Below are 25,740 nucleotides of genomic sequence, written 5' to 3' on the forward strand. Positions count from 1 at the left end.
TGCAAACAATCAGGACGATCTTCAGCGCCGGAACAAATCTTTGCATCGCGCCCTCCACTGTGTCTTTGTCGCGCCAAACCGGTTCGGCGTTCGATCGTTGAATCTGTATTGTGACCGGGGTCGATCAGCACACCGTCGGGGCTTGGACGTCCTAGTGAGGGAAGCTCACACGCCGAGTTCGGCGCGGAACGAACTTTTGCATCGCGCCCTCCACGTGACCCTTGGTGTCGGTTTCGGCCCGGGCGGTTCAAGGTTGCCCACGCGGCTTGTCATTTGGCCGCCGGGCCTTTAGCACTCCGCCGGTTCCCATCCTGCGAGGCGCTTTTTATGGCCAGCTACAATCTGCTTCTGCTTCCCGGCGACGGCATCGGCCCCGAGGTCATGGCCGAGGTCAAAAAGCTGATCGACCTGTTCAACCGGAAGGGGATCGCGACATTCAAATACGAGGAAGGACTGGTCGGCGGCTCCTGCTACGACGCCCACAAGGTCTCGATCACCGACGCCACCATGGACAAGGCGCAGGCCGCGGACGCGGTGATCTTCGGCGCGGTCGGCGGTCCGCAATGGGACAAGGTGCCCTACGACGTCCGCCCCGAGGCCGGGCTTTTGCGGCTGCGCAAGGACCTCGCGCTCTACGCCAATCTGCGTCCTGCCGTGACCTATCCGGCGCTGGCCGATGCTTCCTCGCTCAAGCGCGAGCTGGTCGAGGGCCTCGACATCATGATCCTGCGCGAGCTGACCGGCGGCGTCTATTTCGGCGAGCCCAAGACCATCACCGATCTCGGCAACGGCCAGAAGCGCGCGGTCGATACCCAGGTCTATGACACCTACGAAATCGAGCGCATCGCCCGCGTTGGCTTCGAACTGGCGCGGCAGCGCCGCAACAAGGTCACCTCGATGGAAAAGCGCAACGTGATGAAATCCGGTGTGCTCTGGAACGAGGTCGTCACGCAGGTGCATGAGCGCGAATTCAAGGATGTGAAGCTCGAACACATGCTGGCCGATGCCGGCGGCATGCAGCTTGTGCGCAACCCGAAGCAGTTCGACGTGATCGTCACCGACAACCTGTTCGGCGACATGCTGTCGGACGTGGCCGCGATGCTGACCGGCTCGCTCGGCATGCTGGCCTCGGCCTCGCTCGGCGAAGTCAATCCGAAAACGAAAAAGCGAAAGGCGCTGTACGAGCCGGTGCATGGCTCGGCGCCCGACATCGCCGGCAAGGGCATTGCCAATCCAATCGCGATGATCGCGTCGTTCGGGATGGCGCTGCGCTATTCCTTCGGCATGGGCAAGGAAGCCGACATGGTGGACGCTGCGATTTCGGCCGCGCTCGCCCAGGGGCTTCGAACCGGCGACATCGCCGCTCCGGGAGAGGCGACGGTCGGAACCGCGGAAATGGGGGCGGCAATCGTCGCGGAAGTCGAGAAGGCGGTGGTATAGCCTGCGGGCGGATCGACCGGTCCGTCAGTGACGGTCTGCTCTGTGCTGCGTCGCCAGAAGAGAAACCCGGTGTTCGCCTGCGAACCGCCTGTTCCGCAAGCCGCCGGTTATGGGCCGCGATGCGCGGGGGCGGCGTTTTATTGCGGACGCATGCGCGAGAGTGGTGCAGCCCCGAACGGGAACCGAAAAGCGCGGAACTTGTCCGCGCTTTCTCCTCAAATCAACAAGCAAACCCGTTCACCACCAGTCGACGCGGCCGGGCCAGGGACGGCCACCCGGCGTGTCGAACGGCCCATTGAAGGGGTTCCGGTTCCAGGTCAGGTTCGGATTGGCGTTGTCGAGCGCCGAATACCCGTAGGGCTCGGCATATTCGCGATATTTGTACTCGCCAGGCAGCAATTCAGGTCCCGGATCGAGATAGGAGCGCGACCGTACGACCACCCGAGGCCGCACGCGATGCTTCGCCTCGCGCTGCTGAGCCGAATACATGAACATGTCATCGGCCTGACGTTTGCGGGACTGGGCGTCCGCCGGGTCGGCGCTTACGAGCAGCACGCCGGCAATCGCGGTCGCGGTCAGGGTGGACAATAGGGTCAGGCGCATGCCGTCCTCAGCGGGTGATTCAGCTTTCCAAGCACTTTACGCAGCTTTGGTTCCTGCCAACAAGACATTCGGGCGGCTTTGACCTGTCGCAACCGCGTCGGAAGGCCGCCGTGTGGCCGATTGACCACGGACCATAACGCATTAGGATTAATGAATACGTGGCACGGCGGTGCCACGCCAAAAGAAGCGGCATGATGATGCCCGCAGGGAGGACGATAATGTCGAAGATCGAGCGAACGATCGAGGAATTGTACGCGGACGATCCGGAGCGTGCGGATGCGGTGGCGTTCGGCCGCAAGACCGGTGTCGACCGCCGTGGTTTCCTGGGCGGTGCCGGCCTTGCGGCAATGGGCGCGGTGGTCGGTGGCTCCATTCCATTCGCGGCCAACATGCCGGGCGGACTGATACCGGCGGCGATGGCGCAGGACAAGCCGGCGGCTCCCGCGGCAGCGGCGGACAAGGCGCCGAAGCCGTTCGAATTTCCAGGCAAGGACCCGAAGCTGACGCTCCTGGGCGACCGCCCGCTGGTCGCGGAGACTCCACCGGAATTGCTTGACGACGAAACCACCCCGTTCGGCAAGTTCTACATCCGCAACAATGGCCAGATCCCGGAAGAGGCCAAGGACCCCGACAAGTGGGAAATCACCATCGACGGCGAGGTCAACAAGCCGTTCAAGATCACGCTCGGCGAACTCAAGTCGAAATTCAAGCCGCAGACCATCCGGGCGGTGCTGGAATGTGGCGGCAACGGCCGCTCCGGGTTTCAGCCGCCGGCACGCGGCAACCAATGGACAACCGGCGGCGCCGGCTGCGCCGAATGGACAGGCGTGTCGCTCGCCGACGTCCTCAAGATGGCCGAACTGAAGCAGTCCGGCATCTATACGGCGCATTACGGTGCCGACCAGCATCTCTCCGGCGACCCGAAGCGCCTGACCCTGTCGCGCGGCGTTCGCATCGCCAAGGCAATGGACCCGAACAGCATGATCGTGTTCGCCATGAACGGGCAGCCCCTGCCCAATATTCATGGCGGCCCGGTGCGCCTGCTCTATCCGGGCTGGACCGGATCGGCCTCGCAGAAGTGGCTCAATCGCATCTGGATCCGCGACAAGGAGCATGACGGTCCGGGCATGACCAATTTCTCCTATCGCACGCCGATCAAGCCGATGATTCCCGGCGACAAGGGCGATCCGAAAAACTTCAAGATTCTCGAATCGATGCCGGTGCGCTCGATCATCACCAATCCTGCGAATGGTGCGAAACTCGCGGCCGGTACCCGCAAGCTCGACCTTCGCGGCGCATCCTGGGCCGGCGACAACACCGTCAAGGCGGTGGACGTCTCTACCGATTATGGCGCGCGCTGGAAGCCCGCCAATCTCGGGCAGCCGAAGAACAAATACGACTGGCAGCGCTGGACGGCTTCGGTCGACTTCCCGACCGACGGCTATTACGAGATCTGGGTGCGGGCGACCGATTCCAACGGCGCCATGCAGCCACACACCACCGGCGACTGGAATCCACAGGGCTATGGTGGCAATGCCATGCACCGAATTGCGGTGCTGGTGGGCTGACCGCATGGGTCTGACAAATCTGTCGTCCGCCGCCGCGCGTCTTGCGCGGCGGCTCTCCATCCTCCTGTCAATCGCTGGCATCGGACTGGTTTCGTCCGTCGCGGGTGCGCAATTGCACAAGCAGAAGCAATTCGTGCCGCGGGACGAATCTCCGGAAGAATTCCCCGATGGGCCGGGCCGCGACGAGACCTTCTATCTCTGCACCGCGTGCCACAACTTCAAGCTTGTCGCGGCACAGGGCATGAATCGCCGGCAATGGGAGGAATCGTTCCAGCTCATGGTGGACAAGCACGGGATGGCGAATATTGAAGGCGAGGACCGCCAACTGGTGCTCGACTATCTGGAAAGGACCTATCCACCGAGCGCTCCCTCGGGCGGAGGCGGCTGGCAGAATCCGTTTCTCAAGCGTTAGTCTAATTCACTCCACTCGACTAGCGCGCAATCCGCCCGCGCAGTCGCGGCTTCGTCACCACCGAGCTGGTCACGTCGCCCGGCCGTCTGGGAGTTGCATACAGCAAGTGATCGCGCTGGCCGCAGAAGCTTCGCTTCAATTCGGCCTTTGCGAACAGCCGCGCAATGTCCGGGTCGCTGCCCGCGGAAATCAGCGACAGCCGGTCCAGCGCGCAGGAGATGGCGGAACGGTCGACCAGAAGTTTCATGCTGCAGGATAGACCGCCGATCTGTACCCGCGGCTTGTTGGTCGTGCGGATGAACCCGACGCAACTATAGCCGCTGAACGGCCCGACCGCGAATTCGAACGCGTGAAACTTGCCGAACTTGGACGGTATCGGCATTGCACTATGGAGGCCGCTCACGCGGCCATACTCGGCGGCCAGTTCGCGCATGTCGTTGGGCGCATGGCCGAATCCATCGATCTCGCTCCCGGGACGGTAGATTTCGAAACTCAGGAAACGCTGTGTCTTGCCCAACTCACCGAATGACAAGGTGTCCTTGCGGCCGCCACCCTTTGCGTGACGGCGGATCGAATAATGCGAATTGTCTTCGCCGAATCCCGGCATCGAAAGCTGGAACGCCGGCCATGGCCGATCGACTTCGATCCAGGCCGGCCGCGGGCGCGGCTCGACCATTGCGGTCAGTTCCGGTTGCCTTGCGAGTTCAGCGGCGATCAGCGACATGGCGCCGATGGCGCCGAGATAGGCGAGGATGCGAACCACCGCTGCCCGGAATTCCGAAGGCAGTACGAAAGGAGCGCTCGCAACCAGCGCGACTCGTCGCCATTGGATCGTCCGAATGGCGGCTTTCAGGGCCCGCAGACTCAACGCTTCAATCGCGCGACCGGCGCGATCGAAGGCTGCGGTAGCCCCCGCGCCGATGCGTTCGTTCCAGAACCGTCGATCGCTCAACAGGTGCGCATGCAGCCGCAAGATCGACAGCTGACGGCCCAGCCTGCTGCGCAGAGCCAGAAGGCGCGGACGCAGGGCCGCAGCGGCGGTCGCGCCGGCGGCGCGCGCGAAAGGCTGCGGCGGGGCGCTACTGGCCCCGGACGGCGATTGGACGAGCCCCAAAAACAGCCTCCCTCGACGGCCTTTCAGGCCGGCGTTGTCACGGCTGTCTTTCTCCCTTAGAAGCGCCTCCGTCCGGGTTTCTGCAGCAGCGAAATACCGGCAATTTTCCCTCGGAGAGTGAACGATGGGTTACAAGGTCGCGGTAGTCGGCGCCACCGGCAATGTGGGCCGTGAAATGCTCGATATCCTAGCCGAGCGGCGGTTTCCCGCCGACGAGGTCGTGGCCATCGCCTCGCGCCGTTCGATGGGCGTCGAGGTCTCCTATGGTGAAAAGACGCTTAAGGCGAAAGCGCTGGAGCATTACGATTTTGCGGACGTCGATATCTGTCTGATGTCGGCCGGCGGTTCGGTGTCGAAGGAATGGTCGCCGAACATCGCAGCAGCGGGCGCAGTCGTTATCGATAATTCTTCGGCCTGGCGCTACGACGCGGATGTGCCGCTGATCGTGCCGGAGGTGAATGCCGATGCAATCGTGGATTTCCGCAAGAAGGGCATCATCGCCAATCCGAACTGCTCGACCGCGCAGCTGGTCGTGGTGCTGAAGCCGCTGCATGACGCGGCGAAGATCAAGCGCGTCGTGGTCTCGACCTATCAGTCGGTGTCCGGCGCCGGCAAGGACGGCATGGACGAGCTCGATCGCCAGACCAAGGCGGTCTATTCGCTCGGCGAGCTCGAAGTGAAGAAGTTCACCAAGCGCATCGCCTTCAACGTGATTCCGCATATCGACGTATTCATGGACGACGGCTCGACGAAAGAAGAGTGGAAGATGGTGGTCGAGACCAAGAAGATTCTCGACCCGAAGATCAAGCTGACCGCGACCTGCGTGCGCGTGCCGGTGTTCATCGGCCATTCCGAGGCGGTGAATATCGAATTCGAGAACGAGATCACCACGGATCAGGCGCACGAAATCCTGCGCGCGGCGCCGGGCGTGCTGGTCGTCGACAAGCGCGAGAATGGCGGCTACGCCACGCCCTACGAGGCGGCCGGTGACGACGCCACCTATGTCAGTCGCGTACGCGAAGACCCGACGGTGGAGCACGGGCTCGCGCTGTGGTGTGTGTCGGACAACCTGCGCAAGGGTGCGGCACTCAACGCGATCCAGATCGCCGAGAGTCTGATCAACCGCAAGCTGATCACCGCAAAAAAGAAGGCAGCGTAAGCTCGCTCCCTTCCCGGAACGTTGATCAGTTCTCCAGGCCCGCCATGGCGCGCGCGAAGTCGCGCGCCGTGAATGGCTGCAGGTCGTCGACACCTTCGCCCACGCCGATGAAATGCACCGGCAGCTTGAACTTCTCGGCGATGGCGACGAGGATGCCGCCGCGCGCGGTGCCGTCGAGCTTGGTCATGACGAGGCCGGTCACGCCTGCGGTCTTGCCGAACGCTTCGACCTGCGAGATCGCGTTCTGGCCGACGGTCGCATCCAGCACCAGCAACACCGCATGTGGCGCCGACTCGTCGACCTTCTTCATCACGCGGATGATCTTTTCGAGCTCGGTCATCAGCTCGGTGCGGTTTTGCAGCCGGCCCGCCGTGTCGATCAGCAACACGTCGACGTCCTCGGTCTTGGCCGCTGTGACGGCATCGAAGGCGATTCCGGCGGCGTCCGCGCCCTGTTCGCGCGCAATCACCTTGGCGCCAACGCGTTCGCCCCAGATCTTGAGCTGCTCGATCGCCGCCGCCCGGAATGTGTCGCCGGCGGCCAGCATCACCTTGCGGCCCTCCTGCGCGAATTTCGATGCAAGCTTGCCGATGGTCGTGGTCTTGCCGGAGCCGTTCACGCCCGCGACCAGGATCACGAACGGCTTCGCGCCTTCGATCTTCAATGGATGCGCAACCGGAATCAGCACCTTTTCGACCTCGCCGGCGATGATGGCCTTCAGAGCGCTCTCATCCGGATTCTGAGCGTATTTTCCCTGCCCGATCACGTCACTGATGCGCGCGGCGGTCGCCATCCCGAGATCGGCGCGAATCATCGCCTCCTCGATCGCGTCCAGCGCTTCGTTTTCGAGCCTGCGCTTGGTGACGAGATCGCTGATCGCGGTCCCGATCGAGCTGGAACTGCGTTTCAGGCCGGAGCTGAGGCGTTTCCACCAGCTTCCGCTGCTCTCCCCGGAACCGGTGTCCTGGGCATCTTTATGGGTGCTGTCATTCATGGGCGGCGTCGTGATAGCGGTTTATGCATGACACCGGAAGAGATGGTGGCGCGGCTCCTGTATCGCGACGGGTTGATGCTGGTGCTCGACAAGCCGGCCGGGCTGCCGGTGCATCGCGGACCGAAGGGTGCGGCAAGCAAAGCAGCCGGTGTCGAGCGTGCGTTGCAGGACCATTTCGACGCCTTGCGCTTCGGCCTGCCGCGGGCGCCGGAACTGGCGCACCGGCTCGACCGGGAAACGGCCGGCTGCCTGGTGCTGGGCCGGCACCGCAAGGCATTGGCGACGCTCGGCGACCTGTTCAAGGCCGGCAAGGTCGGCAAGACCTATTGGGCGGTGGTCGAGGGTGGTCCGGAGGCCGACGAAGGCACGGTCGACCTGCCGCTGGGCCGCAGGGACCAGTCGCGTGGCTGGTGGATGAAGGTCGATCCGGCGGGACAACAGAGCCTCACGACCTGGACAGTGATGGGGCGCGCTTCTGCGCCGGGAGCCCAGTCTCTGACCTGGCTCGCACTTGAACCGGTCACCGGTCGCACGCATCAGCTTCGGGTGCATTGTCAGGCCATGGGCTGGCCGATCCTGGGCGACACGATCTACGGCAACGCGCCGCGCTTCGGCGGGCCAGGCCTGCATCTGCTCTCGCGCGAAATCGTGGTGCCGCTTTACAAGAACCGCGAACCGGTCCGCGTCACCGCGCCGGTGCCGCCGCAGATGCGGGACGCGCTGATGGCCTGCGGGTGGATCGAGAAAGCCGGTGAGTCGGCGGCTACAGCTTCTCCGCCAGCATGACGCGGCCGGTAGCGGCGACCGCAAGCTCGCCCTTCTCGTTGGTCACGCGGCCCTTCATGTCGACCACATCGCGGCCGGCCGCGGTCGGCTTCACTTCGATGACTTCCCAGGTCAGCGTAATGGTTTCGTCGGCATAGACCGGCTTGTGAAAGCGGATCGAGAAATCGAGTCCGACCGCTTCACTGCGAGCGGTAAAGTAGGTCGCGGGCATCGCCATCAAATGGGCGGCGGTTTGGGTGCCGCTGACGATCAGTCTGCCGTAACGGCTGCTCGCGGCAAAGTCGTCGTCGAGATGCAGCGGATTGAAATCACGCGCGGCGCGCGAGAAGGCTTTCGCCTCGCCGGGCGTCATGGTCAGCGTTTCGGAGAAGGTCTCGCCAACACGGGCACGCATCACGTCACGCCGCAATCAGGTGGCGGCCGTCATGTCCGGCAATGTTCACGTCGACGATGCTTCCGGCTGTTGCCCGTCCACCGATGCGCACCGGCGTAAATTGTGCGGTTCGTGCGATATCGCCGGTCTCGACCAGAACGCGGCGGATATGGCCGACTTCGCCATCGAGATGGCGGTGCAACGCCGCCTCGCCCCGCTCGCGCAGTCGCTTCGCTCGCTCCTTCACGATCTGGCGCGGAACTTGCGGCATGCGAGCGGCCGGAGTGCCTGGCCGCGGCGAGAACGGAAACACATGCAGATGGGTAAGCTCGCATTCGTTCACGATATCGAGTGAACGCGCAAACATCGCTTCGGTTTCGGTCGGGAAGCCGGCGATGATATCGGCGCCAAACAACACATCCGGACGCAAGCGCCGGACTTGATCGCAGAAGCGGATCGCATCGGCGCGCAGATGCCGCCGTTTCATGCGCTTCAGGATCATGTCGTCACCCGCCTGCAGTGACAGATGCAGGTGCGGCATCAGCCGCTGCTCGCTCGCCAGCGCATCGAGCAGGTCGGCATCGGCCTCGACGGAATCGATGGAAGAGAGGCGCAGTCGCGAGAGCCCCGGTACATGCTTGAGGATCTGTTTCACCAGCGCGCCGAGTCTCGGCGTGCCCGGCAGGTTCTCGCCGTAGCTCGTGATATCGACACCGGTCAGCACGATTTCGCGATAGCCGTTCTCGACCAGTCTGCGCACCTGCGTGACGATTTCTCCCATCGGCACGGAACGCGAATTACCGCGGCCATAGGGGATGATGCAGAAGGTGCAGCGATGGTCGCAGCCATTCTGAATCTGCACCGTGGCGCGTGCCCGCCCCTCGATGCCGTCGATCAGATGCAGGGCGGTCTCGCGGACCGCCATGATGTCGTTGACGACGACCTTTTCCTCCGTATCGAGGCCGAAGGCTTCGCGCTCGAACGCGGCCCGCGTGTCGCTCCAGGTCGCGACATCGAACTTCTCGGTGTTGCCGACCACGCGGTCGACTTCCGGCATCGCGGCAAAGGTTGCGGGCTCGGTCTGCGCGGCGCAGCCGGTCACCACGATTCGCGCGTTCGGCTTGTCGCGGCGAAGCCTGCGGATGGTCTGGCGCGCCTGCCGCACCGCTTCGGCGGTCACCGCGCAGGTATTGACCACCACCGCCTCCGTGAGCCCGGCCTCATGCGCCCTGTTGCGCATGATTTCGGATTCATGCGTGTTGAGGCGGCAGCCGAAGGTGACGATCTCGACGCTCATGCCGTCGCCTTCCGTACAAACAGCGACGGATCAAAACGGCCCTCGCGTTCGAATTCCACGCCGCCGGTCATCAGCACATGATCGTCGTGCTCGCGCCACTCGATCAGGAGTTCGCCGCCCGGCAGCGACATCCGGACCTTGCGGTCGGTACGATTGAGGCGGGCGGCGGCGACGGCAGTTGCACATGCGGCCGAACCGCAAGCCCTGGTCAGTCCCGCGCCGCGCTCCCAGGTGCGCATGACGATGTGATCACGCGATCTGACCGCGGCAAGGGTGACGTTGGCCCGATCAGGAAAGATCGGGTGATGTTCGAGCAGCGGACCAAATTTTTCAAGGTCATACGCCCACGGGTCGTCCACCCAGAATATTGCGTGAGGATTGCCCATATTGACCACCGAGGGCGTGTGGAGGACCGGAGCATCGATCGGCCCGATCTGCAATTCGATGCCGCGGGTGTCGCGGAACTCCTCGGCCAGCGGAATCTCCTGCCAGCCGAAGCGCGGCTTGCCCATATCGACGGTGAAGGTGCCCGGCTCCGTTCCGCGCCAGCAATTGATGAGACCGGCCTTGGTCTCGAAGGTGAGCGCATTCTTGCCGGTCTGCTCGAACACAATCGATGCGACACAACGCATGCCGTTGCCGCAGGCGCCCGCCTCCGAGCCGTCGTTGTTGAAGATGCGCACGAAGCTTTCGGTTCCCGCGGCGCGCGGCGGATAGAGCGCCATCAGCTGATCGTAGGGCGCTCCCGCGGGTGAAGCGATCGCCCGCGCATCGTCGGCGGTGACGGGTTGCGGGCGTGCGCGCATATCGACCACGACAATCTCGTTGCCGATGCCGTTCATCTTCACGAAAGCGTGGTTGGCGAGCGCGCTCATGACGGTGCTGTGGGTGTCCCGATGCCGCCTATATGGGCCAACCGGCTCGGCTTGGCCAGCACCGCAACTTTATTCGGCTGACGACGGTCTTCACGGCATAAAGTGGCGCGGCGCTTGTTACGACATGAAAACGTCCGCATCGCCCCGTAGGGGTGCCTTCAAGGAGAATTTTCAATGCTGCCCGCCCGTTTGATGGCCGTCGTCGCCCTTCTGGCCCTGGCGATCCATCCGGGACTGGCCGCGACCAACTCCGCGCAGGATGATGCCTTCGGTCAGGAAATCACCCTGCCCGAGAAGACGATCATCTATCTCCAGGGCACCGGAACCTGGGATACCGCTTACGAGACGCTGGTCGAAGCCTTCAGGACCGTCCACGAATACATCGACAAGCGCGGGCTCAAGCCGGACGGCGAAGCCATGATGATCTATACCGGCGCCGACGATACCGGCTTCGATTACCGCGCGGCCGTGCCGGTGATGGGCCCGTTCGACAATCCGCCCAAGGGCGACATGGCGGTCGGCACCTCGCCCACCGGCAAGGCCTACAAATTCGTTCATCGCGGCGCCTATGACGGGATGGAAAACCTGTACGAGGCGATCACCAATTTCTTCGACGAGAAGAACCTGGAACCCGGCGACCTCTTCATCGAGCGCTATGTCACCGACCCGCGGACCACGTCGGAGGACGAGCTGGTGATCGAGGTCATCTTCCCGGTTCGAAACGGTGCACCCGTCGAAGCCCCCAAGGCACCGGAGCCGCTGCCGGCGCCGCCCGAAACGGGGTCGAGGCCGCAATAAATCGGACAGGTTTCCGGGGTTTCCTTGACTTCGTGGGCCCCCGCCCCTAGTTTCCGCCCGTTCTCGCAAGAGATGAAAGTTTGAGCCGCCGACCGGTCCCGTGAGGCCGGAGGTCCCCGCCCGACAGCGCTGTGCGCCCTCGGGCGCTTTAGTGCTTTCCTCTCCCGCCTGCGGGAGAGGGAAGGAAAGAGAAGCAATGTTCGACAATCTGTCGGATCGGCTGAGCGGAATTCTGGACAGCCTGACGCGGCGCGGCGCGCTGCGGCCTGAGGACGTCGACGCCGCGATGCGCGAAGTGCGGCGCGCGCTGCTCGAAGCCGATGTGGCGCTTGAAGTCACGCGCGGCTTCATCGAGCGGGTGCGCGAGAAGGCGGTCGGCGAAATCGTCGTCAAGTCGGTCACCCCCGGCCAGATGGTGGTGAAGATCGTCCATGACGAGCTGGTCAGCACGCTCGGCTCCGACGCGGACCCGATCGACCTGAATGCGCCGGCGCCGGTCGCGATCATGATGGTCGGCCTGCAAGGCTCCGGTAAAACCACCACCACCGCGAAGGTGGCAAAGCGTCTCACCGACCTTTCCAAAAGCAAGGTGTTGATGGCATCGCTCGATACCCGCCGCCCGGCGGCGATGGAACAGCTTGCGGTGCTCGGAAAGCAGGTCGAGGTCGACACGCTGCCGATCGTCGCCGGCCAGACGCCGCCGCAGATCGCGCGGCGCGCCATCGAAGCCGCCAAACTCGGCGGCTACGATGTGGTGCTGCTCGATACCGCCGGCCGCATCACCCTCGACGAAGCGATGATGGCGGAAGCGGCGGAAGTGAAGCGCGCCGCCGATCCGCATGAAGTGCTGCTGGTCGCCGATGCGCTGACCGGCCAGGATGCGGTCAATCTCGCGCGCTCGTTCGACGAGCGCGTCGGCCTCACCGGCATCGTGATGACCCGCGTCGACGGCGATGGCCGCGGCGGCGCGGCCCTTTCGATGCGCGCGGTCACCGGCAAGCCGATCAAGCTGATCGGCACCGGCGAAAAGATGGATGCGCTCGAAACCTTCGATCCGCAGCGCATCGCCGGCCGCATCCTCGGGATGGGCGACATCGTCTCGCTGGTCGAGAAGGCCGCGGCCAATATCGACGCCGAGAAGGCCGCGCGCACCGCCGAGCGCATGCGCAAGGGCGCATTCGATCTCACCGACCTGCGCGAACAGCTCAAGCAGATGCAGAAGATGGGCGGCCTTGGCGGCCTGATGGGCATGATGCCGGGCATCGCCAAGATGAAGAACCAGCTCGCCGCCGCCAATCTCGACGATTCAGTCCTCAAGCGGCAATGCGCCATCATCGATTCGATGACGCCGCAGGAACGGCGCAATCCGGACCTTCTGAAAGCCAGCCGCAAGAAGCGCATCGCGTCGGGCTCCGGCACCTCGCCGGAACAGATCAACAAGCTTCTGAAGATGCATCGCGGCATGTCCGACATGATGAAGGCCATGGGTGGCGCCAAGCGCGGACCGCTGGCGCAGCTTGCCGGCGCGATGGGTTTCGGCGGCGGCATGCCGTCGCCGGAGGAGATGCAGAAGATGGCGGAAAAGATGCAGCAGGGTGGCGGCTTGCCGCCCGGCATGCCCGGACTGCCGCAGAACATGCCGGGAATGCCCGGCGGATTGCCCGGCCTTGGCGGCGGCAAGCTGCCGGGCCTTCCTGGCGGCTTCCACGGCATCGGCAAGAAGAAGTGAAAATGAATCCACCCTCACAGTCATTCCGGACGCGACGAAGTCGCGATCCGGAATCCAGCGACAGGGATGTCTGCATCTGGATTCCGGGTTCGCGCGCTTCGCATGCGTCCCGGAATGACAATTTTTGAAAGGAAGAACCACCAATGCCCGTCGTATTGCGCATGGCCCGTGCCGGCACCAAGAAGCGCCCCGTCTATCATATCGTCGTCGCCGACTCGCGGAGCCCGCGCGACGGCCGCTTCATCGAGCGGCTCGGCTATTACAATCCGCTGATGCCGAAGGATAACGAGAACCGCCTCAAGTTCGATGTCGAGAAGGCGAAGGCCTGGATGGCGAAAGGGGCGCAGCCGTCCGATCGCGTCGCGCGTTTTCTCGACGCCGCCGGCGTGATGAAGCGCGAGACGCGCAACAATCCGGAAAAGGCGGTGCCGCGCAAGGAACGCAAGGCGCGCGCGGAAGAGGCCGCAAAGGCCGCAGCCGCCGCTCCCAAGGCGGGCTAGGCACGCATGCCGCGTCCGACCGACGGGCGCGAGACACGAGTCTGTGTGGCGCAAATCGGCGCCGCGCATGGCCTGCGGGGCGGCGTGCATCTGCGCTCCTTCACGGAAGCGCCCGACGCCTTTGCGCAATACGGTCCGCTCGAGACCGAGGACCGATCGCGCCGGCTCGAGATCGATTCCGTGAAGCCGTCGAAGGATGGCTTCACCGTCCGTTTCGTCGGGATCACACGTCGCGAACAGGCGGAGGCGCTGCGCAACATCCATCTGTATGTCGATCGCGACCGGCTGCCGGCGCCCGATGACGGCGAATTCTATTTCGCCGATCTGATCGGTCTTGCCGCGGTTACGCCGCAGGGCGAGCCGTTCGGCGAAGTGATCGCGGTGCACAATTTTGGTGCGGGTGACATCATCGAGTTGAAGCTTTGCGCCGACGGCACGAGCACGATGCTGCTGTTCGACACGGCAACGGTTCCGGAGGTGGATATCGCCGGCGGCAGGATCGTCGTGGTGATGCCGGAGGAGATTGTGGTGCAGGACGATCCTGCGTCGTCCCGGCCAAACGCGGCAACGCCGCGTGCGAGCCGGGACCCATAGCCACAGAATTCGATTATTGATCTCGGTGCGTATGGGTCCCCGCCTTCGCGGGGACGACCGGAAAAAGAACCATGACCTTCCGCGCCACCGTGCTCACCATCTTCCCGGACATGTTTCCGGGGGCGCTGGGCATGAGCCTTGCCGGCAAGGCGCTGGCAGCCGGCACATGGTCGCTGGAAACAATTGACATCCGCGATTTCGGCATCGGCGTGCATCGTCAGGTCGACGACACCCCTGCGGGTGGCGGCCCGGGCATGGTGATGAAGGCCGATGTGCTGGCCCGCGCCATCGACTCGATCGGGGCGGACGACCGGCCCCGCCTGCTGATGAGCCCGCGGGGTCGGCCATTGACCCAGCGGCGCGTCATTGACCTGGCGGCGGGCCCCGGCGCGGTGATTTTGTGCGGGCGGTTCGAGGGGGTGGACGAGCGCCTGATCGAGGCGCGCGGACTCGAGGAAGTGTCGGTCGGCGATTACGTGCTGTCCGGCGGAGAGATCGCGGCGCTGGTCCTGCTGGATGCCTGTATCCGGCTGCTGCCGGGGGTCATGGGCAAGGCGGTGTCGGCGCAGGAGGAGAGTTTCGCGCAGGGGCTGCTGGAATACCCCCATTTCACGCGACCGCAGGTGTTCGAAGGGCGTCCCATTCCGGGGATATTGCTCTCGGGCGACCACGCGAAAATTGCCGCCTGGAGGCGCTCGGAAGCCGAACGGCTGACGCGGGAACGCCGGCCCGACCTCGCGACCCGGGGCGACTTGGACAGCGTCCTCGAAAATCCGCCCAAAAAGGGCCCATCCAAAGCGTGACAAGTCCGTGTCTTTCGACTAGAACCCGCCCGAAACCGGACATGAGATCCTCTTTTGCCGCGCCGCGCATGTCGGTGATGCCTCGCCGCACACCGAGACCGGGCGCCGCCGACCGATACGGAGACACCGCCATGAACATCATCGAGCAGCTCGAACAGGAACAGGTTGCGAAGCTCTCCACTGGCCGTGACATTCCGGATTTCGAACCGGGCGACACCGTGATCGTCAACGTGAAGGTCAAGGAAGGCGAGCGCACCCGCGTGCAGGCCTATGAAGGGGTGTGCATCGCGCGGTCCGGCGGCGGGCTGAACGAAAACTTCACCGTGCGCAAGATTTCCTATGGCGAAGGCGTCGAGCGCGTGTTCCCGCTCTATGCACCGATGATCGACTCCATCAAGGTCGTGCGCCGCGGCAAGGTGCGCCGCGCGAAGCTCTATTATCTGCGTGGCTTGCGCGGCAAGTCGGCGCGCATCGCCGAAGCGCAGGGCCGCCATGGCGGCGGAGCCGCCGAAGCCGCGAAGCAGGCGGCGGAGTAACCTGCGCTTCAGCCGCCATTGGAAAATGCGCGTCATGGCCGGGCTCGTCCCGGCCATCTGCGTCCTTGTCCCAGGAAACCAACGTGGATGCCCGCGAAAAAGGGGCGGGCATGACAGCGGCGGCCGAGCCCACGCGCTTCATTGCAGCCAAAGACTGGAATTGTTATATCCGCCGCCATGGACACGAGCGGTTTCACCGGGCCCTTCGCTTTCGTGCTGCGGGATCATGACCGCCTGCCCGGCCGCTTTTTCGGCCGCATGACCGCATCGATTCAGGCCGGTCTTTGAGTGCGTGAAACGCCGCGCCGCCGTTGCGCGCGCTTCGCCTCCTGCCTGCGTCCGTTGAAACGAGATCGAGACACGCCATGAAACCCCGCACCCTTTACGACAAGATCTGGGACGACCACTTGGTGGACGAGCAGCCGGACGGCACCTGCCTCCTGTATATCGACCGTCATCTCGTGCATGAGGTAACCTCGCCGCAGGCCTTCGAGGGTCTGCGCAACTCCGGCCGCAGGGTGCGCGCACCGCAAAAGACGCTCGCTGTTGTCGATCACAACGTGCCGACCACCGACCGCAAATTGCCCAACCCCGATCCGGAAAGTGCAGAGCAGATCGCGGTGCTGGCGGAGAATGCACGTGACTTCGGGCTTGAATATTTCAATGAGTTCGACCGGCGCCAGGGCATCGTCCACATCATCGGACCGGAGCAGGGTTTCACGCTGCCGGGCACGACCATCGTGTGCGGCGACAGCCACACCGCGACGCACGGCGCATTCGGCGCGCTGGCCTATGGCATCGGCACCTCGGAGGTCGAGCATGTGCTGGCGACCCAGACCCTGATCCAGAAGAAGTCGAAGAACATGCGCGCGGTCGTGGATGGCCAGTTGCCGCCCGGCGTTACCGCGAAGGATATCATCCTGGCCATCATCGGCGAGATCGGCACCGCCGGCGGCACCGGCTATGCGCTGGAATATGCCGGCGAGGCGATCCGTTCGATCTCGATGGAAGGCCGCATGACGATCTGCAACATGTCGATCGAAGGCGGCGCCCGCGCCGGCATGGTGGCGCCGGACGAGAAGACCTATGCCTATCTGAAGGACCGTCCGAAATCGCCGAAGGGCGCCGACTGGGATCGCGCGCTGCGCTATTGGGAGACGCTGCAGACCGACGACGGCGCGCATTTCGACAAGGAAATCCGGCTCGATGCGCGCAGCCTGCCGCCGCTGGTCACCTGGGGCACCAGCCCCGAGGACGTGATCTCGATCACCGGCGCGGTGCCGAATCCCGACGACATCGCCGACGAAGCCAAGCGTCTCTCCAAGAAGCGGGCGCTGGAATATATCGGCCTGCAGCCGGGCACCAGGATCACGGACATCAGGCTCGACCGCGTGTTCATCGGCTCCTGCACCAACGGCCGAATCGAGGATCTGCGCGAAGTCGCAAAGATCGTGAACGGACATACGGTCAACGCCAATGTCAACGCGATGATCGTGCCGGGCTCGGGCCTCGTGAAGGAACAGGCCGAGTCCGAGGGGCTCGACAAGATTTTCCTGAAAGCGGGCTTCGAGTGGCGCGAGCCGGGCTGCTCGATGTGCCTGGCGATGAATCCCGACAAGCTGAAGCCGGAAGAGCGCTGCGCCTCGACCTCGAACCGCAATTTCGAGGGCCGCCAGGGCTTCAAGGGCCGCACCCATCTGGTGTCGCCGGCGATGGCAGCCGCGGCCGCGGTTGCCGGTCATTTCGTCGATGTGCGCGATTGGAAATAGCGCAGATCAAAATCGGGTGATCCAGCGGAAAAAGGCCCGCGCGTTGGGGATGCGCGGGCCTTTCCTGTCGTCAGCTTGGTCGCACGGGTCGCTCCGGGATCACCACCACCAGCGCGGGCCGAACCCGATGCCGATCACCGGACGAGGGCGCCAGTAATAGGGAGGAGCCCAATAGACGCGGCGGGGAGCGTAATAGCGCGGTCCCCAATAGGCGCGGCGGGGGCCCCACCAGACGCGTCTCGGTCCCCAATAGCGGTAGCGGGGACCCCAATAGCGGTAGCGCGGGCCCCAATAGGCGCGTCGATAGCCCCAATGGCGGTGGCGCCAGCGCCGGCGTGAGGAGATTTCGGTGGTCTGGTCAACCCGCTCGCCGGCGTTCGAACCGCCCGGTCGTGATTTTGCGTCCGCTTGCACGGGCATTGCCAGCATCACGGCGAAACATGCTGCTGCCAATGCCAATATCGGCTTGTTCATCCTCAGGCTCCCTGCTGGTGAAGACACAACGGCTGCAACCAGCCAACGCGCAACCGCCGGTCCGGTTTCATCGGGCGTGCCCGGCAACTTGCGCGTCAAAGCCAGGGAAGCCCGCCGCCCGGCGGACTTCCCGCAACGCTCATTGGTGCGGAGGAATGTCGATCAGAACCACACACCGACACGCGGTCCGCCCCAGAACCCGAAACTCACGCCGGGCCCGTAATAGGGGCGATAATATCGGTAGGGCCGGTAATAGCCGTAGCGCGGACCTCGATAGGCGTAAGGGCGGTACCGGTAGCCGTAATGCCGTCGATAATGGCGCCGCTGCGAGCTGATCTCGGTGTGCCCGACCTGTACCGTGCTGTTGCGAGCCCCATTCACTGACGATGCCGCCTCCGCCTTTGCGGGCAGCGAGAATACGACCGCGATGCCGGCCACAGCCAGCGTTGCAACGATAGCCTTCTTCATGCGCTCACTCCTTGTTCCGTGTCGCCTCAGGCCCGATAACGCGCCAGTGCGGGTCCCGGTTCAGCGGTTGCGTGCGGGTGGACGCAAGCCATGCGCAAAAAGCAGAAGGCCCGCCTCGTAGAGCGGGCCTTCTCGTCAACCTTGCTATCGCGCGATCAGTAATAGCGGCGGTAGTACCGGTATGGCCGGTAATAATAGCGCGGGCGGTAGTAATACCGGTACGGCCGGTAATAGCGATACGGCCGGTAATACCGGTAGTAGCGCCGCGCACTGATCTCGTCGTGTGTCACTGCAGGAGCCGCGTTGCGTGCACCATCCGATGCCGCGTTCGCCGTTGCGGGCGTCAGCGCGACCAGCGCACCAAACAGAGCGAGGAAGCCGAGAGTTTTCATCATGAGGTCTCTCCAAGGTGAACCTGCCTCTCCACCAGATAGACGCCCTGAGGCATTCGTTGCAATCGTCCCCGTCGAACAAGTTACCCCAAAGACGAATGAAAGTTAACCCCGCACCCACCGGCACCGCATCTGCGGTGTCACCACGGTTCCACTCGGCCGGTACTCGGTCGCGTACCAGTCGACGCATCGGCGCACCATGCCGGGACCGGGCCACGCATAGGGTCCGGGCCGCGGATAGTCGTAGGCCGCTGGCGGAGTCACCCGAACCCGCGGACGCTGACGCGCTTGTGACGAGAGCTCGGTTCCTTCGCGACGCGCGTTTTCGTCCGATGAAACCGGTGCGGAGGCGTTCACAGCCGGCAACACAATCGCCGCAGCGATGACAAGGACGGGCAACCTGCTCATGCAGGAACGCTCTCTCATTCGGATTGGAACGTCAACCGTTTGAATCCGGGACGCGGGCCGGCCTATGGTGCCCCCATGGAACCGGGTCCCCGAACCGACAAGGAACAGGCGGCGCGCGCCGATCTCGCGCGGCTTCGCCGCGAAGGCGATGCCCTGGGCGGCATGTTCGGACGGTCGCGCGACTATTTCGCCGCAGCCGACGCGCCGTCCAGCGATTCGATCGAAAAGTGGGGGCGCCGCATCGGCCGCACCCTCAGCGCTGTCGCGTTTGTTGCTCTGGCCGTCTATCTGTACGTCACCTATGTCCTCTGACAATCCCGCAGGTCCGCTCGCCGATCCGCTGGCCTGGCGGCCAGTCAAGTCGCTCTCGCTTGACGAGATGGAAGTCATTGCAGCGGATGCGTACCGGCGGCTGCCGGATGGCTTTCGCTCGCTGTGCGAAGGCGTCATCATTCGCGTCGATGATTTTCCTTCCGCCGACGTGGTTGCGGAAATGAAACTCGAGAGCGAGTTCGACATTCTGGGCCTGTTCCAGGGCATCGGATTGCCGTTCCGTTCCGAAAGCGCGCCCAGCCAGATGCCCAACATGATCTGGCTGTACCGCCGTCCCATCCTCGATTACTGGGCCGAGCATGATGAAACCCTGGGTGCCATCATCACCCATGTGCTGATCCACGAGATCGGCCACCATTTCGGCCTGTCAGACGAAGATATGGAAGCGATCGAAGCCAGCGTTGTTTGATCCGAAGCGCCAAATCCCCGGGGAGTGACACATGCGAAAGAAGCCGTGCCTGCAATCGTCCGACGTTCACACGATGGCCGCGGCCTGCCGCGCCGAGGCCGAAAAGAACAATTGGAGCGTCACCGTCGCCATCGTCGACGACGCGGGAATTCTGCTCTATCTCGACCGGATGGACGGCGCGAGCGCCACGACCGCGGAGGTCGCGGCCCTGAAGGCGAAGACGTCCGCCATCACCCGGCGTCCGTCGAAATTCTGGGAGGACCGCGTCAAGGAGCGTCCGGCCTTCATGAATTTTCCCGGTGTGCTGCAGATTCAGGGCGGCCTTCCGATCATGGTTGAAGGCGAATGCGTGGGTGCGATCGGGGTCTCGGGCGTGCAGTCGCACGAAGACGAGGTGATCGCGAAGGCCGGCATCGACACAATCGGCTGACCGCGCCCCCGCGCGACCCTGCACATCAGACCCGACACCGGCGCCGGGGCCGCCTACTTGACCCCGGACCCGGCCGATTGCATGACAACAACAATTCCAGGCGGCCCTCGGGGCGGCCGGCCAAAGGGTACCGGAACGATGGAAAAATTCACTATTCTGGAAGGCGTGGCGGCGCCACTGAAGGTGGTCAATGTCGACACCGACATGATCATTCCGAAGCAATACCTGAAGACCATCAAGCGCACCGGGCTCGGCAAGGGCCTGTTTTCGGAGAAGCGCTTCAACGACGACGGCAGCGAGAACCCGGACTTCGTGCTCAACAAGCCCGCCTACCGCAATGCCAAGGTCCTGGTCGCCGGAGACAATTTCGGCTGCGGCTCCTCGCGCGAGCACGCGCCATGGGCGCTGCTTGATTTCGGCATCCGCTGCGTGATCTCGACCTCGTTCGGCGACATTTTCTACAACAACAGCTTCAAGAACGGCATTCTGCCGATTCGCGTGACACAGGACGAACTTGACAAGCTGTTCGACGACGCCGAGCGCGGCGCCAATGCCACGCTCACCATCGACCTCGAAAAGCAGGAGATCCGCGGCCCCGACGGGGGCGTGATCAGGTTCGAGATCGATGCCTTCCGCAAGCATTGCCTGCTGAACGGTCTCGACGATATCGGGCTCACCATGATCAAGAAGGACAAGATCGATACCTTCGAGAGCAAGGTCGGCGAAGAACGGCCTTGGATGTGATCGCCTGGACGGACCGTAGCCCGTATTGAGCGCAGCGAAACCCGGGACGGCCCGTCCCGCATTTCGCTTCGCTTCATGCGGGCTACAGATGGCAGCGCGCGCTTACCGCGTCCGTGTCAGCGCCAGCCACACGCCGCCGCCGATCAGGAACACCCCGCTCAGCTTCGAGACCAGCCGCACCCGCGCCTGCGTGAACATCACGCGGGCTCTCCCGGTCAGGATCGCATAGGCGCCGTCGGTGATTGCGGCCGTCAGCATCGCGGTCAATCCGAGCAGGATCACCTGCAGGACATAATCGCCCGCGGGATCGACGAATTGCGGGATGAAGGCGCCGAAGAAGATCAGCACCTTCGGATTCGACAGCATCACCAGAAAGCCCTGCAGAAAGAAGCCGCCGCGCGGCCTCGGCGTCTGTCCCGGATCGTCGAGCCGGCCCGATGAGCGAAACATCCGGATGCCGATCCAGATCAGATAGGCCGCGCCGAGAAAGCGGATCCAGTCGAACCACACGCCCATGGTCTCGATCACGGAAGCGAGCCCGATCAACAACACTCCGACGAACACGGCCAGGCCGGCCTGGGTGCCGGCGACATTGGCGAGGCCCGCCCGCGTGCCGTGTGTCAGCGAATTCGCGACAATCAGCGTGACGGTCGGACCAGGCACCAGCGTAAAGACGACACAGGCAAGAAGGTAGGCGGCGAAGAGTTCGATGGACATGACAACTCCGGCTCATTGCATCTGCAGCGTCGCTCTGACCTGCGGCCACGACCTCGCGCCGTTGGCGGCAAGATCGTTTCTGAGGCCATCGGGTATCCAGTCAAGGAAGGACGGCTTGAAACTCGGGCGGCTGCGCACACGCTCGAACCAGTCCTCCACGCGCGGCAGCCTGCCGTCTTGCCACATCGGATTCATCGACATCATGTCGAGACGATTGACATAGGGGGCAAGCGCGATGTCGGCGATGGAGAAGGCGTCTCCCACCAGCCAGTCCCGATCCTTCAGGCTCTCCTCCATCTTGTGCAGATAGCGGTCATAGAGCCGGATTTTTTCCGGCGCACCCGGTGCGGCGAGGCCGTGCTCGATCCATTGCCACTTGACCTTGCGCGCCTCGGCGCTGTCGGAAGACGGCGCCTTCAGGAAGTCTTCGAACTTCTGCACGCTCCGCAGAATGGTATGGCGATGCGAAACCACGTAGGTGATGGCGGAGCAGGCGGGGTGCAATTCCTCGTCCACCGCCTTGGTCCAGACCCGGGCCTGCGCGCGCAGGATCGGGTCCCGCGGAAAGATCGGATGGTCAGAAAAGACCTCCTCGAGGTATTCGCAGATGACCGTCGATTCGATGATGATATGGCCGTCGTGCACCAGCGCGGGGACCATCGCGCGCGGATTGACGCGCAGGAAATCGGACCGGAATTGCTCGCCGGCGAGAATGTCGACGTAATGACCGTCCCAGCCGAGCCGCTTTTCTGCCAGCGCGAACCGCACCTTGGCGGCGCAGACCGACGAGCCGTGATGATAGAGTTCAAGCATGGTCCTGTCCGCGCGGACGACTAGCCCTTGGCCGCGATCGCGTCCGCGATCGCAACGGTTCGCCGCGCGATGTCGGCATGCATGCGCTCGACCATGCGCCCGTCCAGCATGATCGCGCCCTTGTCCGCATTCTCCGGCAGATCGAAGGCGGAGATGAATTTGCGCGCCTGCGCAATCTCCGACTCGCTCGGCGAGAAGGCGCGATTGCAGGGCTCGATCTGATTGGGGTGGATCAGCGTCTTGCCATCCATGCCGAGATCGCGGCCCTGCTCGCACTCGGCGAAGAAGCCCTCCGCATTGCCGATATCGTTGAAGACACCGTCGAGAACGGCGAGCCCATAGGCGCGCGCCGCCAGCACGCAGGTCGTGAGCCAGGGCAGCATCGGTGCGCGGCCAAGAACGAGCCGAGCCGATGTTTCCTTGGCAAGATCGTTGGTGCCGAGCACGAAGCCCGCGAGCCGTGTTTCGGAATCCTTCGCGGCAGCCGCAATATCGACGATGTTGAGGATCGCCGCCGGCGTCTCGATCATCGCCCAGATGCGCGTCTTGTGGTCGGCCTTCATGTCCAGCAGGCGCTGTCCGAGAATCTCAAGCTGGGCCGATGAATTGACTTTCGGCACCAGGATCGCGTCGGGAGCCGCCAGCGCCGCCGCCGTCAGATCGTCGGAATGCCATGGCGTGTCGATGCCGTTGACGCGGATGAAGACTTCGCGCGCGCCAAAGCCACCCTGCTTCACCGCGGCGGTGACCTGCTCGCGGGCCGCCGTCTTGGCGTCCGGTGCAACCGCATCTTCGAGATCGAGGATCACGCCGTCGGCGGGCAGGGTGCGAGCCTTTTCGATGGCGCGCGCGTTCGAGCCCGGCATGTAGAGGACCGATCGGCGCGGTCGGATCGTCATGGTGTCTCCCTGGTCCCGCCAGCCTAGCGGCGCTGCCATTCTCATGCCAGCGTAAGCCATGGACGACAATGGCCGAACGGATGACGCGGACGCATGGCTTGCCGGGGTGGACGGCTGCCGGGCGGGATGGGTGGCTGCATTTGTCCGGCGGTCCGGTGACGAAGCGCGCATCCGGGTCACGCCGCATTTTGCCGAAATTCTGAGCGCGCCGGAGACGCCCGCAGTGATCGCGGTCGACATGCCCGTCGGACTGCCCGAGCGCACCGGGCCTGGCGGACGCGCGGCCGAAAACGCGGTTCGTCCGCTGCTCGGCGCGCGGCAATCCGCCGTGTTTTCGGTTCCGTCGCGCGCGGCACTGGAGCAAGCCGATTACCGCGCTGCCTGCGACATCGCGCTGGCGACTTCCGAACCGCCGCGCAAGATTTCCAGGCAGCTTTTCATGATCGCGCCGAAAATCCGCGAAGTCGATGCCTGCCTCCGGTCCGATGCCGCTGCGGCTGCGCGGGTGCACGAGGTGCATCCCGAACTCGCGTTCTGGCGACTGAACGGCGCCCGGCCGCTGACCGAGCCCAAGAAGGTCAGGGGAAAGCTCTGCGAGGCGGGCCTCGCCTTGCGCCGTCATCTGCTGCTGACAAGCGCGCTTCCGGCCGCGCTGATCAATTGCGCGGCACCCAGAGGCGCTGCCGCCGATGATCTGCTCGATGCGCTGGCTTGCGCCGCGATCGCGCGGCGCATTCATGCGGGCGTGGCGACGCCATTCCCCGATCCGCCGCCGGTCGATCGTTACGGGTTGCGGATGGCGATCTGGGCGTGAATAAGTATGGTCATTCCGGGACCTTCGCGCAGCGAAGGGGCGCGGAATCCAGCGCGTCAAATACCGCCGCTCCCCGCTCTGGATTCCGGGTTCGCTCGCTGCGCTCGCGCCTCGGAACGACGAACAGAAAGCGAGCGTTCCATGTCTTTCCCCAACCGCCTCGTTGAAGGCTATTCGGCATTTCTCGGTGGCCGCCTGCGCGAGGAGCAGAATCGCTACCGGGAGCTCGCCGAAAGTGGGCAATCGCCCGAGATCATGGTGATCGGCTGCTGCGACTCCCGGGTGTCGCCCGAGGTGATTTTCGACGCGCGGCCGGGCGAACTCTTCGTGGTGCGCAATGTCGCGAATATCGTGCCGCCCTACGCGCCGGACGACCGGCCGCATGGCGTGTCGGCGGCGCTGGAATTCGGCGTCGCCGCGCTGAAGATCCGCCACATCGTCGTGCTGGGACACGCGCAATGCGGCGGCGTGCGGGCCTTCGCGGAAGACGCCGAGCCGCTCTCGCCCGGCGACTTCATCGGCAAATGGATGAAGCTGATGGCGCCGGCGATGGAGCGCATCGGCCCGCGCGGCGCGGAATCTCCGGCCGATTATCTGCGCAGGCTCGAACAGGCCAATATCGTCAACAGTCTCGACAACCTGATGAGTTTCCCGCGGCTTGCCAAGATGATCGAACGGGGCATGGTCTCGATCCACGGCGCCTATTTCGGAGTGGCGACCGGCGCGCTGTATGCATGCGATCGCGAGGGCGGCGAATTCGTTCCGGTCGCGAGGGAGGAGCACGCCGAGATGCTGGCGGCGCCGCGGTTCTGACTGCACGCCGCGGGCTGCGTCGGCTCCGTGAGGATCGACCGCAAGCATGCAGGTCGCGCCAAGGGATCAGATCGGCTAGACATCGGCGATGGAACAGAAAGCCCAGCTCAATCCGTTCGTGAAGCTCGCGCTCGATTTCGGGCCGCTGATCCTGTTTTTCGTGGTGAATGGGCGCGCCGGGATTTTCTGGGCGACGGCCGCGTTCATGGCGGCTTTCGTGGTATCGGTCGCGGTCTCCTACGCGCTGATCCGCCGCTTTCCGGTGATGACGCTGGTGACCGGCGCGGTGGTGCTGGTATTCGGCGGGCTGACGATCTGGCTGCACGATCCGACATTCGTCAAACTCAAGACCACCATTATCTATCTGCTGTTCGCGGGTGTGCTGGCTGCCGGTCTGATCCTGAAGCAGCCGTTTCTGGAAATCGCGTTCGATTCCGCCTTTCACCTCACCGAGGAAGGCTGGCGCATCCTGACCATTCGCTGGATTGCGTTCTTCGTTGCGATGGCGATGCTCAACGAAGTCGTATGGCGCACGCAGTCCACGGATTTCTGGGTGGCGTTCAAGACCTTCGGCTTCATTCCGCTGACGATTGTCTATGCGCTGGCGCAATTGCCGGTGCTGCAGAAATACGCGAAGGCGGATGAGGCGCAGGGCTGACACTTCGCCGCCAGGGAC

At 64.1% G+C, this 25,740-nt stretch carries 32 protein-coding genes; 19 read left to right on the forward strand and 13 right to left on the reverse strand.

Annotated features, from left to right (window positions below; all coding sequences use genetic code 11):
• The first annotated feature begins 327 nt into the window (after positions 1 to 327).
• Positions 328 to 1,440 (forward strand): 3-isopropylmalate dehydrogenase, encoded by a 1,113-nt coding sequence (gene leuB / locus AB7F49_RS10185; protein ID WP_428521898.1) that lies wholly within the window; start codon positions 328 to 330, stop codon positions 1,438 to 1,440.
• 237 nt (positions 1,441 to 1,677) lie between these two features.
• Here leuB and AB7F49_RS10190 read toward each other — a convergent pair whose 3' ends face one another.
• Complete coding sequence (locus AB7F49_RS10190; RefSeq protein ID WP_428521900.1) at positions 1,678 to 2,043, reverse strand: hypothetical protein; 366 nt, start codon at positions 2,041 to 2,043, stop codon at positions 1,678 to 1,680.
• Positions 2,044 to 2,261: 218 nt separating this feature from the next.
• On the opposite strand from AB7F49_RS10190, the gene AB7F49_RS10195 reads away from it, so the two are divergent.
• On the forward strand, positions 2,262 to 3,611 hold the full coding sequence (locus AB7F49_RS10195; RefSeq protein ID WP_428521901.1) for a sulfite oxidase: 1,350 nt from the start codon (positions 2,262 to 2,264) through the stop codon (positions 3,609 to 3,611).
• Positions 3,612 to 3,615: 4 nt separating this feature from the next.
• The gene (locus AB7F49_RS10200) at positions 3,616 to 4,023 is read left to right on the forward strand and encodes a hypothetical protein (RefSeq protein WP_428521903.1); all 408 of its coding nucleotides are present in this window, start codon (positions 3,616 to 3,618) and stop codon (positions 4,021 to 4,023) included.
• 19 nt (positions 4,024 to 4,042) lie between these two features.
• Here AB7F49_RS10200 and AB7F49_RS10205 read toward each other — a convergent pair whose 3' ends face one another.
• Positions 4,043 to 5,137, reverse strand: a complete 1,095-nt coding sequence (locus AB7F49_RS10205; protein ID WP_428521905.1) for a hypothetical protein — start codon at positions 5,135 to 5,137, stop codon at positions 4,043 to 4,045.
• Between the two features lie 124 nt (positions 5,138 to 5,261).
• Here AB7F49_RS10205 and AB7F49_RS10210 point away from each other — a divergent pair, with 124 nt between their 5' ends.
• A complete protein-coding gene (locus AB7F49_RS10210) occupies positions 5,262 to 6,296 on the forward strand; it encodes an aspartate-semialdehyde dehydrogenase (protein WP_428521907.1) in 1,035 nt (344 codons plus the stop codon).
• 25 nt (positions 6,297 to 6,321) lie between these two features.
• On the opposite strand, the gene ftsY is transcribed toward AB7F49_RS10210, so the two are convergent.
• The gene (gene ftsY, locus AB7F49_RS10215; protein WP_428521909.1) at positions 6,322 to 7,290 is read right to left on the reverse strand and encodes a signal recognition particle-docking protein FtsY; all 969 of its coding nucleotides are present in this window, start codon (positions 7,288 to 7,290) and stop codon (positions 6,322 to 6,324) included.
• 27 nt (positions 7,291 to 7,317) lie between these two features.
• Between ftsY and AB7F49_RS10220 the strand changes: the two genes are divergently transcribed.
• A complete protein-coding gene (locus AB7F49_RS10220; RefSeq protein ID WP_428521911.1) occupies positions 7,318 to 8,076 on the forward strand; it encodes an RluA family pseudouridine synthase in 759 nt (252 codons plus the stop codon).
• Here AB7F49_RS10220 and AB7F49_RS10225 read toward each other — a convergent pair.
• Genes AB7F49_RS10225 through dapF form a run of 3 tightly spaced genes read right to left on the reverse strand, consistent with a single transcriptional unit; the run spans position 8,054 to position 10,621 of the window.
• Positions 8,054 to 8,470 (reverse strand): MaoC family dehydratase, encoded by a 417-nt coding sequence (locus AB7F49_RS10225; protein WP_428521913.1) that lies wholly within the window; start codon positions 8,468 to 8,470, stop codon positions 8,054 to 8,056. The two genes, AB7F49_RS10220 and AB7F49_RS10225, sit on opposite strands and share 23 nt — an antisense overlap.
• A gap of 4 nt (positions 8,471 to 8,474) precedes the next feature.
• Entirely contained in the window at positions 8,475 to 9,746 is a 1,272-nt protein-coding gene (gene mtaB / locus AB7F49_RS10230; protein ID WP_428521915.1) for a tRNA (N(6)-L-threonylcarbamoyladenosine(37)-C(2))-methylthiotransferase MtaB, read from the reverse strand.
• Positions 9,743 to 10,621, reverse strand: a complete 879-nt coding sequence (gene dapF, locus AB7F49_RS10235) for a diaminopimelate epimerase (protein WP_428521917.1) — start codon at positions 10,619 to 10,621, stop codon at positions 9,743 to 9,745. The genes mtaB and dapF overlap by 4 nt, the downstream gene beginning before the upstream one ends.
• A 174-nt stretch (positions 10,622 to 10,795) precedes the next feature.
• Between dapF and AB7F49_RS10240 the strand changes: the two genes are divergently transcribed.
• The 7 genes from AB7F49_RS10240 to leuC all read left to right on the forward strand — a co-directional run bounded on the left by AB7F49_RS10240 (position 10,796) and on the right by leuC (position 17,350).
• Positions 10,796 to 11,419, forward strand: a complete 624-nt coding sequence (locus AB7F49_RS10240; RefSeq protein ID WP_428521919.1) for a GyrI-like domain-containing protein — start codon at positions 10,796 to 10,798, stop codon at positions 11,417 to 11,419.
• A gap of 196 nt (positions 11,420 to 11,615) precedes the next feature.
• A complete protein-coding gene (gene ffh, locus AB7F49_RS10245) occupies positions 11,616 to 13,148 on the forward strand; it encodes a signal recognition particle protein (RefSeq protein WP_428521921.1) in 1,533 nt (510 codons plus the stop codon).
• A gap of 143 nt (positions 13,149 to 13,291) precedes the next feature.
• The gene (gene rpsP, locus AB7F49_RS10250; RefSeq protein WP_428521922.1) at positions 13,292 to 13,648 is read left to right on the forward strand and encodes a 30S ribosomal protein S16; all 357 of its coding nucleotides are present in this window, start codon (positions 13,292 to 13,294) and stop codon (positions 13,646 to 13,648) included.
• Positions 13,649 to 13,654: 6 nt separating this feature from the next.
• Positions 13,655 to 14,242 (forward strand): ribosome maturation factor RimM, encoded by a 588-nt coding sequence (rimM, locus tag AB7F49_RS10255; RefSeq protein ID WP_428521924.1) that lies wholly within the window; start codon positions 13,655 to 13,657, stop codon positions 14,240 to 14,242.
• Between the two features lie 71 nt (positions 14,243 to 14,313).
• Positions 14,314 to 15,045, forward strand: coding sequence for a tRNA (guanosine(37)-N1)-methyltransferase TrmD (trmD, locus tag AB7F49_RS10260; RefSeq protein WP_428521926.1), 732 nt, complete (start codon positions 14,314 to 14,316; stop codon positions 15,043 to 15,045).
• A gap of 131 nt (positions 15,046 to 15,176) precedes the next feature.
• A complete protein-coding gene (rplS, locus tag AB7F49_RS10265; protein WP_428521928.1) occupies positions 15,177 to 15,581 on the forward strand; it encodes a 50S ribosomal protein L19 in 405 nt (134 codons plus the stop codon).
• A gap of 365 nt (positions 15,582 to 15,946) precedes the next feature.
• Positions 15,947 to 17,350: a 3-isopropylmalate dehydratase large subunit gene (leuC, locus tag AB7F49_RS10270; RefSeq protein WP_428521930.1), complete on the forward strand. Its 1,404-nt coding sequence runs from the start codon at positions 15,947 to 15,949 to the stop codon at positions 17,348 to 17,350.
• A gap of 99 nt (positions 17,351 to 17,449) precedes the next feature.
• Here the strand turns inward: leuC and AB7F49_RS10275 are convergent, their stop codons facing one another.
• The 4 genes from AB7F49_RS10275 to AB7F49_RS10290 all read right to left on the reverse strand — a co-directional run bounded on the left by AB7F49_RS10275 (position 17,450) and on the right by AB7F49_RS10290 (position 19,092).
• A complete protein-coding gene (locus AB7F49_RS10275; RefSeq protein ID WP_428521932.1) occupies positions 17,450 to 17,824 on the reverse strand; it encodes a hypothetical protein in 375 nt (124 codons plus the stop codon).
• A gap of 162 nt (positions 17,825 to 17,986) precedes the next feature.
• Positions 17,987 to 18,292: a hypothetical protein gene (locus tag AB7F49_RS10280; protein WP_428521934.1), complete on the reverse strand. Its 306-nt coding sequence runs from the start codon at positions 18,290 to 18,292 to the stop codon at positions 17,987 to 17,989.
• Positions 18,293 to 18,447: 155 nt separating this feature from the next.
• Positions 18,448 to 18,687 (reverse strand): hypothetical protein, encoded by a 240-nt coding sequence (locus AB7F49_RS10285; protein WP_428521936.1) that lies wholly within the window; start codon positions 18,685 to 18,687, stop codon positions 18,448 to 18,450.
• Between the two features lie 102 nt (positions 18,688 to 18,789).
• Positions 18,790 to 19,092 carry a hypothetical protein gene (locus AB7F49_RS10290; RefSeq protein ID WP_428521938.1) on the reverse strand — a complete coding sequence of 101 codons (303 nt, stop codon included), beginning with the start codon at positions 19,090 to 19,092 and terminating at the stop codon, positions 18,790 to 18,792.
• 75 nt (positions 19,093 to 19,167) lie between these two features.
• Here AB7F49_RS10290 and AB7F49_RS10295 point away from each other — a divergent pair, with 75 nt between their 5' ends.
• The 4 genes from AB7F49_RS10295 (at position 19,168) to leuD (ending at position 21,008) form a co-directional block, all read left to right on the forward strand.
• Positions 19,168 to 19,404 carry a hypothetical protein gene (locus AB7F49_RS10295; protein WP_428521940.1) on the forward strand — a complete coding sequence of 79 codons (237 nt, stop codon included), beginning with the start codon at positions 19,168 to 19,170 and terminating at the stop codon, positions 19,402 to 19,404.
• Positions 19,394 to 19,834 carry a metallopeptidase family protein gene (locus AB7F49_RS10300; protein WP_428521942.1) on the forward strand — a complete coding sequence of 147 codons (441 nt, stop codon included), beginning with the start codon at positions 19,394 to 19,396 and terminating at the stop codon, positions 19,832 to 19,834. Before AB7F49_RS10295 ends, AB7F49_RS10300 begins: the two co-directional genes overlap by 11 nt.
• 31 nt (positions 19,835 to 19,865) lie before the next feature.
• Complete coding sequence (locus AB7F49_RS10305; RefSeq protein WP_428521944.1) at positions 19,866 to 20,264, forward strand: GlcG/HbpS family heme-binding protein; 399 nt, start codon at positions 19,866 to 19,868, stop codon at positions 20,262 to 20,264.
• 138 nt (positions 20,265 to 20,402) lie between these two features.
• Complete coding sequence (gene leuD, locus AB7F49_RS10310; RefSeq protein WP_428521945.1) at positions 20,403 to 21,008, forward strand: 3-isopropylmalate dehydratase small subunit; 606 nt, start codon at positions 20,403 to 20,405, stop codon at positions 21,006 to 21,008.
• 102 nt (positions 21,009 to 21,110) lie between these two features.
• On the opposite strand, the gene AB7F49_RS10315 is transcribed toward leuD, so the two are convergent.
• From AB7F49_RS10315 to AB7F49_RS10325, 3 genes are read right to left on the reverse strand one after another with little or no spacing between them, the layout of a single operon-like run.
• Positions 21,111 to 21,725, reverse strand: coding sequence for a LysE family translocator (locus AB7F49_RS10315; RefSeq protein WP_428521947.1), 615 nt, complete (start codon positions 21,723 to 21,725; stop codon positions 21,111 to 21,113).
• A 12-nt stretch (positions 21,726 to 21,737) separates the two neighbouring features.
• Positions 21,738 to 22,538, reverse strand: coding sequence for a glutathione S-transferase family protein (locus AB7F49_RS10320; protein ID WP_428521949.1), 801 nt, complete (start codon positions 22,536 to 22,538; stop codon positions 21,738 to 21,740).
• 20 nt (positions 22,539 to 22,558) lie between these two features.
• Entirely contained in the window at positions 22,559 to 23,437 is an 879-nt protein-coding gene (locus tag AB7F49_RS10325; protein ID WP_428521950.1) for an HpcH/HpaI aldolase/citrate lyase family protein, read from the reverse strand.
• A gap of 58 nt (positions 23,438 to 23,495) precedes the next feature.
• Between AB7F49_RS10325 and AB7F49_RS10330 the strand changes: the two genes are divergently transcribed.
• From AB7F49_RS10330 to AB7F49_RS10340, 3 genes are all read left to right on the forward strand, one after another.
• A complete protein-coding gene (locus AB7F49_RS10330; protein ID WP_428521952.1) occupies positions 23,496 to 24,251 on the forward strand; it encodes a DUF429 domain-containing protein in 756 nt (251 codons plus the stop codon).
• Between the two features lie 141 nt (positions 24,252 to 24,392).
• Positions 24,393 to 25,064: a carbonic anhydrase gene (locus AB7F49_RS10335; RefSeq protein ID WP_428521954.1), complete on the forward strand. Its 672-nt coding sequence runs from the start codon at positions 24,393 to 24,395 to the stop codon at positions 25,062 to 25,064.
• Positions 25,065 to 25,152: 88 nt separating this feature from the next.
• Positions 25,153 to 25,722, forward strand: coding sequence for a septation protein A (locus AB7F49_RS10340; protein ID WP_428521955.1), 570 nt, complete (start codon positions 25,153 to 25,155; stop codon positions 25,720 to 25,722).
• The last annotated feature ends 18 nt before the right edge of the window (positions 25,723 to 25,740 follow it).

This window comes from Pseudorhodoplanes sp. (assembly GCF_050250235.1).
GTDB lineage: Bacteria > Pseudomonadota > Alphaproteobacteria > Rhizobiales > Xanthobacteraceae > Pseudorhodoplanes.

Excerpts from the sequence above, each read along its gene's own strand:
- AB7F49_RS10305 (WP_428521944.1), top strand. The coding sequence starts at position 19,866 with ATGCGAAAGAAGCCGTGCCTGCAATCGTCCGACGTTCACACGATGGCC.
- AB7F49_RS10240 (WP_428521919.1), top strand. The coding sequence starts at position 10,796 with ATGCTGCCCGCCCGTTTGATGGCCGTCGTCGCCCTTCTGGCCCTGGCG.
- AB7F49_RS10195 (WP_428521901.1), top strand. The coding sequence starts at position 2,262 with ATGTCGAAGATCGAGCGAACGATCGAGGAATTGTACGCGGACGATCCG.
- AB7F49_RS10325 (WP_428521950.1), bottom strand. The coding sequence starts at position 23,437 with ATGACGATCCGACCGCGCCGATCGGTCCTCTACATGCCGGGCTCGAAC.
- AB7F49_RS10295 (WP_428521940.1), top strand. The coding sequence starts at position 19,168 with ATGGAACCGGGTCCCCGAACCGACAAGGAACAGGCGGCGCGCGCCGAT.
- dapF (WP_428521917.1), bottom strand. The coding sequence starts at position 10,621 with ATGAGCGCGCTCGCCAACCACGCTTTCGTGAAGATGAACGGCATCGGC.
- AB7F49_RS10200 (WP_428521903.1), top strand. The coding sequence starts at position 3,616 with ATGGGTCTGACAAATCTGTCGTCCGCCGCCGCGCGTCTTGCGCGGCGG.
- AB7F49_RS10290 (WP_428521938.1), bottom strand. The coding sequence starts at position 19,092 with ATGAGCAGGTTGCCCGTCCTTGTCATCGCTGCGGCGATTGTGTTGCCG.
- AB7F49_RS10190 (WP_428521900.1), bottom strand. The coding sequence starts at position 2,043 with ATGCGCCTGACCCTATTGTCCACCCTGACCGCGACCGCGATTGCCGGC.
- AB7F49_RS10320 (WP_428521949.1), bottom strand. The coding sequence starts at position 22,538 with ATGCTTGAACTCTATCATCACGGCTCGTCGGTCTGCGCCGCCAAGGTG.
- ffh (WP_428521921.1), top strand. The coding sequence starts at position 11,616 with ATGTTCGACAATCTGTCGGATCGGCTGAGCGGAATTCTGGACAGCCTG.
- AB7F49_RS10225 (WP_428521913.1), bottom strand. The coding sequence starts at position 8,470 with ATGCGTGCCCGTGTTGGCGAGACCTTCTCCGAAACGCTGACCATGACG.
- AB7F49_RS10275 (WP_428521932.1), bottom strand. The coding sequence starts at position 17,824 with ATGAACAAGCCGATATTGGCATTGGCAGCAGCATGTTTCGCCGTGATG.
- rpsP (WP_428521922.1), top strand. The coding sequence starts at position 13,292 with ATGCCCGTCGTATTGCGCATGGCCCGTGCCGGCACCAAGAAGCGCCCC.
- AB7F49_RS10220 (WP_428521911.1), top strand. The coding sequence starts at position 7,318 with ATGACACCGGAAGAGATGGTGGCGCGGCTCCTGTATCGCGACGGGTTG.
- AB7F49_RS10330 (WP_428521952.1), top strand. The coding sequence starts at position 23,496 with ATGGACGACAATGGCCGAACGGATGACGCGGACGCATGGCTTGCCGGG.
- leuC (WP_428521930.1), top strand. The coding sequence starts at position 15,947 with ATGAAACCCCGCACCCTTTACGACAAGATCTGGGACGACCACTTGGTG.
- AB7F49_RS10280 (WP_428521934.1), bottom strand. The coding sequence starts at position 18,292 with ATGAAGAAGGCTATCGTTGCAACGCTGGCTGTGGCCGGCATCGCGGTC.
- leuD (WP_428521945.1), top strand. The coding sequence starts at position 20,403 with ATGGAAAAATTCACTATTCTGGAAGGCGTGGCGGCGCCACTGAAGGTG.
- AB7F49_RS10210 (WP_428521907.1), top strand. The coding sequence starts at position 5,262 with ATGGGTTACAAGGTCGCGGTAGTCGGCGCCACCGGCAATGTGGGCCGT.
- AB7F49_RS10315 (WP_428521947.1), bottom strand. The coding sequence starts at position 21,725 with ATGTCCATCGAACTCTTCGCCGCCTACCTTCTTGCCTGTGTCGTCTTT.
- leuB (WP_428521898.1), top strand. The coding sequence starts at position 328 with ATGGCCAGCTACAATCTGCTTCTGCTTCCCGGCGACGGCATCGGCCCC.
- rplS (WP_428521928.1), top strand. The coding sequence starts at position 15,177 with ATGAACATCATCGAGCAGCTCGAACAGGAACAGGTTGCGAAGCTCTCC.
- ftsY (WP_428521909.1), bottom strand. The coding sequence starts at position 7,290 with ATGAATGACAGCACCCATAAAGATGCCCAGGACACCGGTTCCGGGGAG.
- AB7F49_RS10335 (WP_428521954.1), top strand. The coding sequence starts at position 24,393 with ATGTCTTTCCCCAACCGCCTCGTTGAAGGCTATTCGGCATTTCTCGGT.
- mtaB (WP_428521915.1), bottom strand. The coding sequence starts at position 9,746 with ATGAGCGTCGAGATCGTCACCTTCGGCTGCCGCCTCAACACGCATGAA.
- AB7F49_RS10285 (WP_428521936.1), bottom strand. The coding sequence starts at position 18,687 with ATGATGAAAACTCTCGGCTTCCTCGCTCTGTTTGGTGCGCTGGTCGCG.
- AB7F49_RS10340 (WP_428521955.1), top strand. The coding sequence starts at position 25,153 with ATGGAACAGAAAGCCCAGCTCAATCCGTTCGTGAAGCTCGCGCTCGAT.
- AB7F49_RS10300 (WP_428521942.1), top strand. The coding sequence starts at position 19,394 with ATGTCCTCTGACAATCCCGCAGGTCCGCTCGCCGATCCGCTGGCCTGG.
- rimM (WP_428521924.1), top strand. The coding sequence starts at position 13,655 with ATGCCGCGTCCGACCGACGGGCGCGAGACACGAGTCTGTGTGGCGCAA.
- trmD (WP_428521926.1), top strand. The coding sequence starts at position 14,314 with ATGACCTTCCGCGCCACCGTGCTCACCATCTTCCCGGACATGTTTCCG.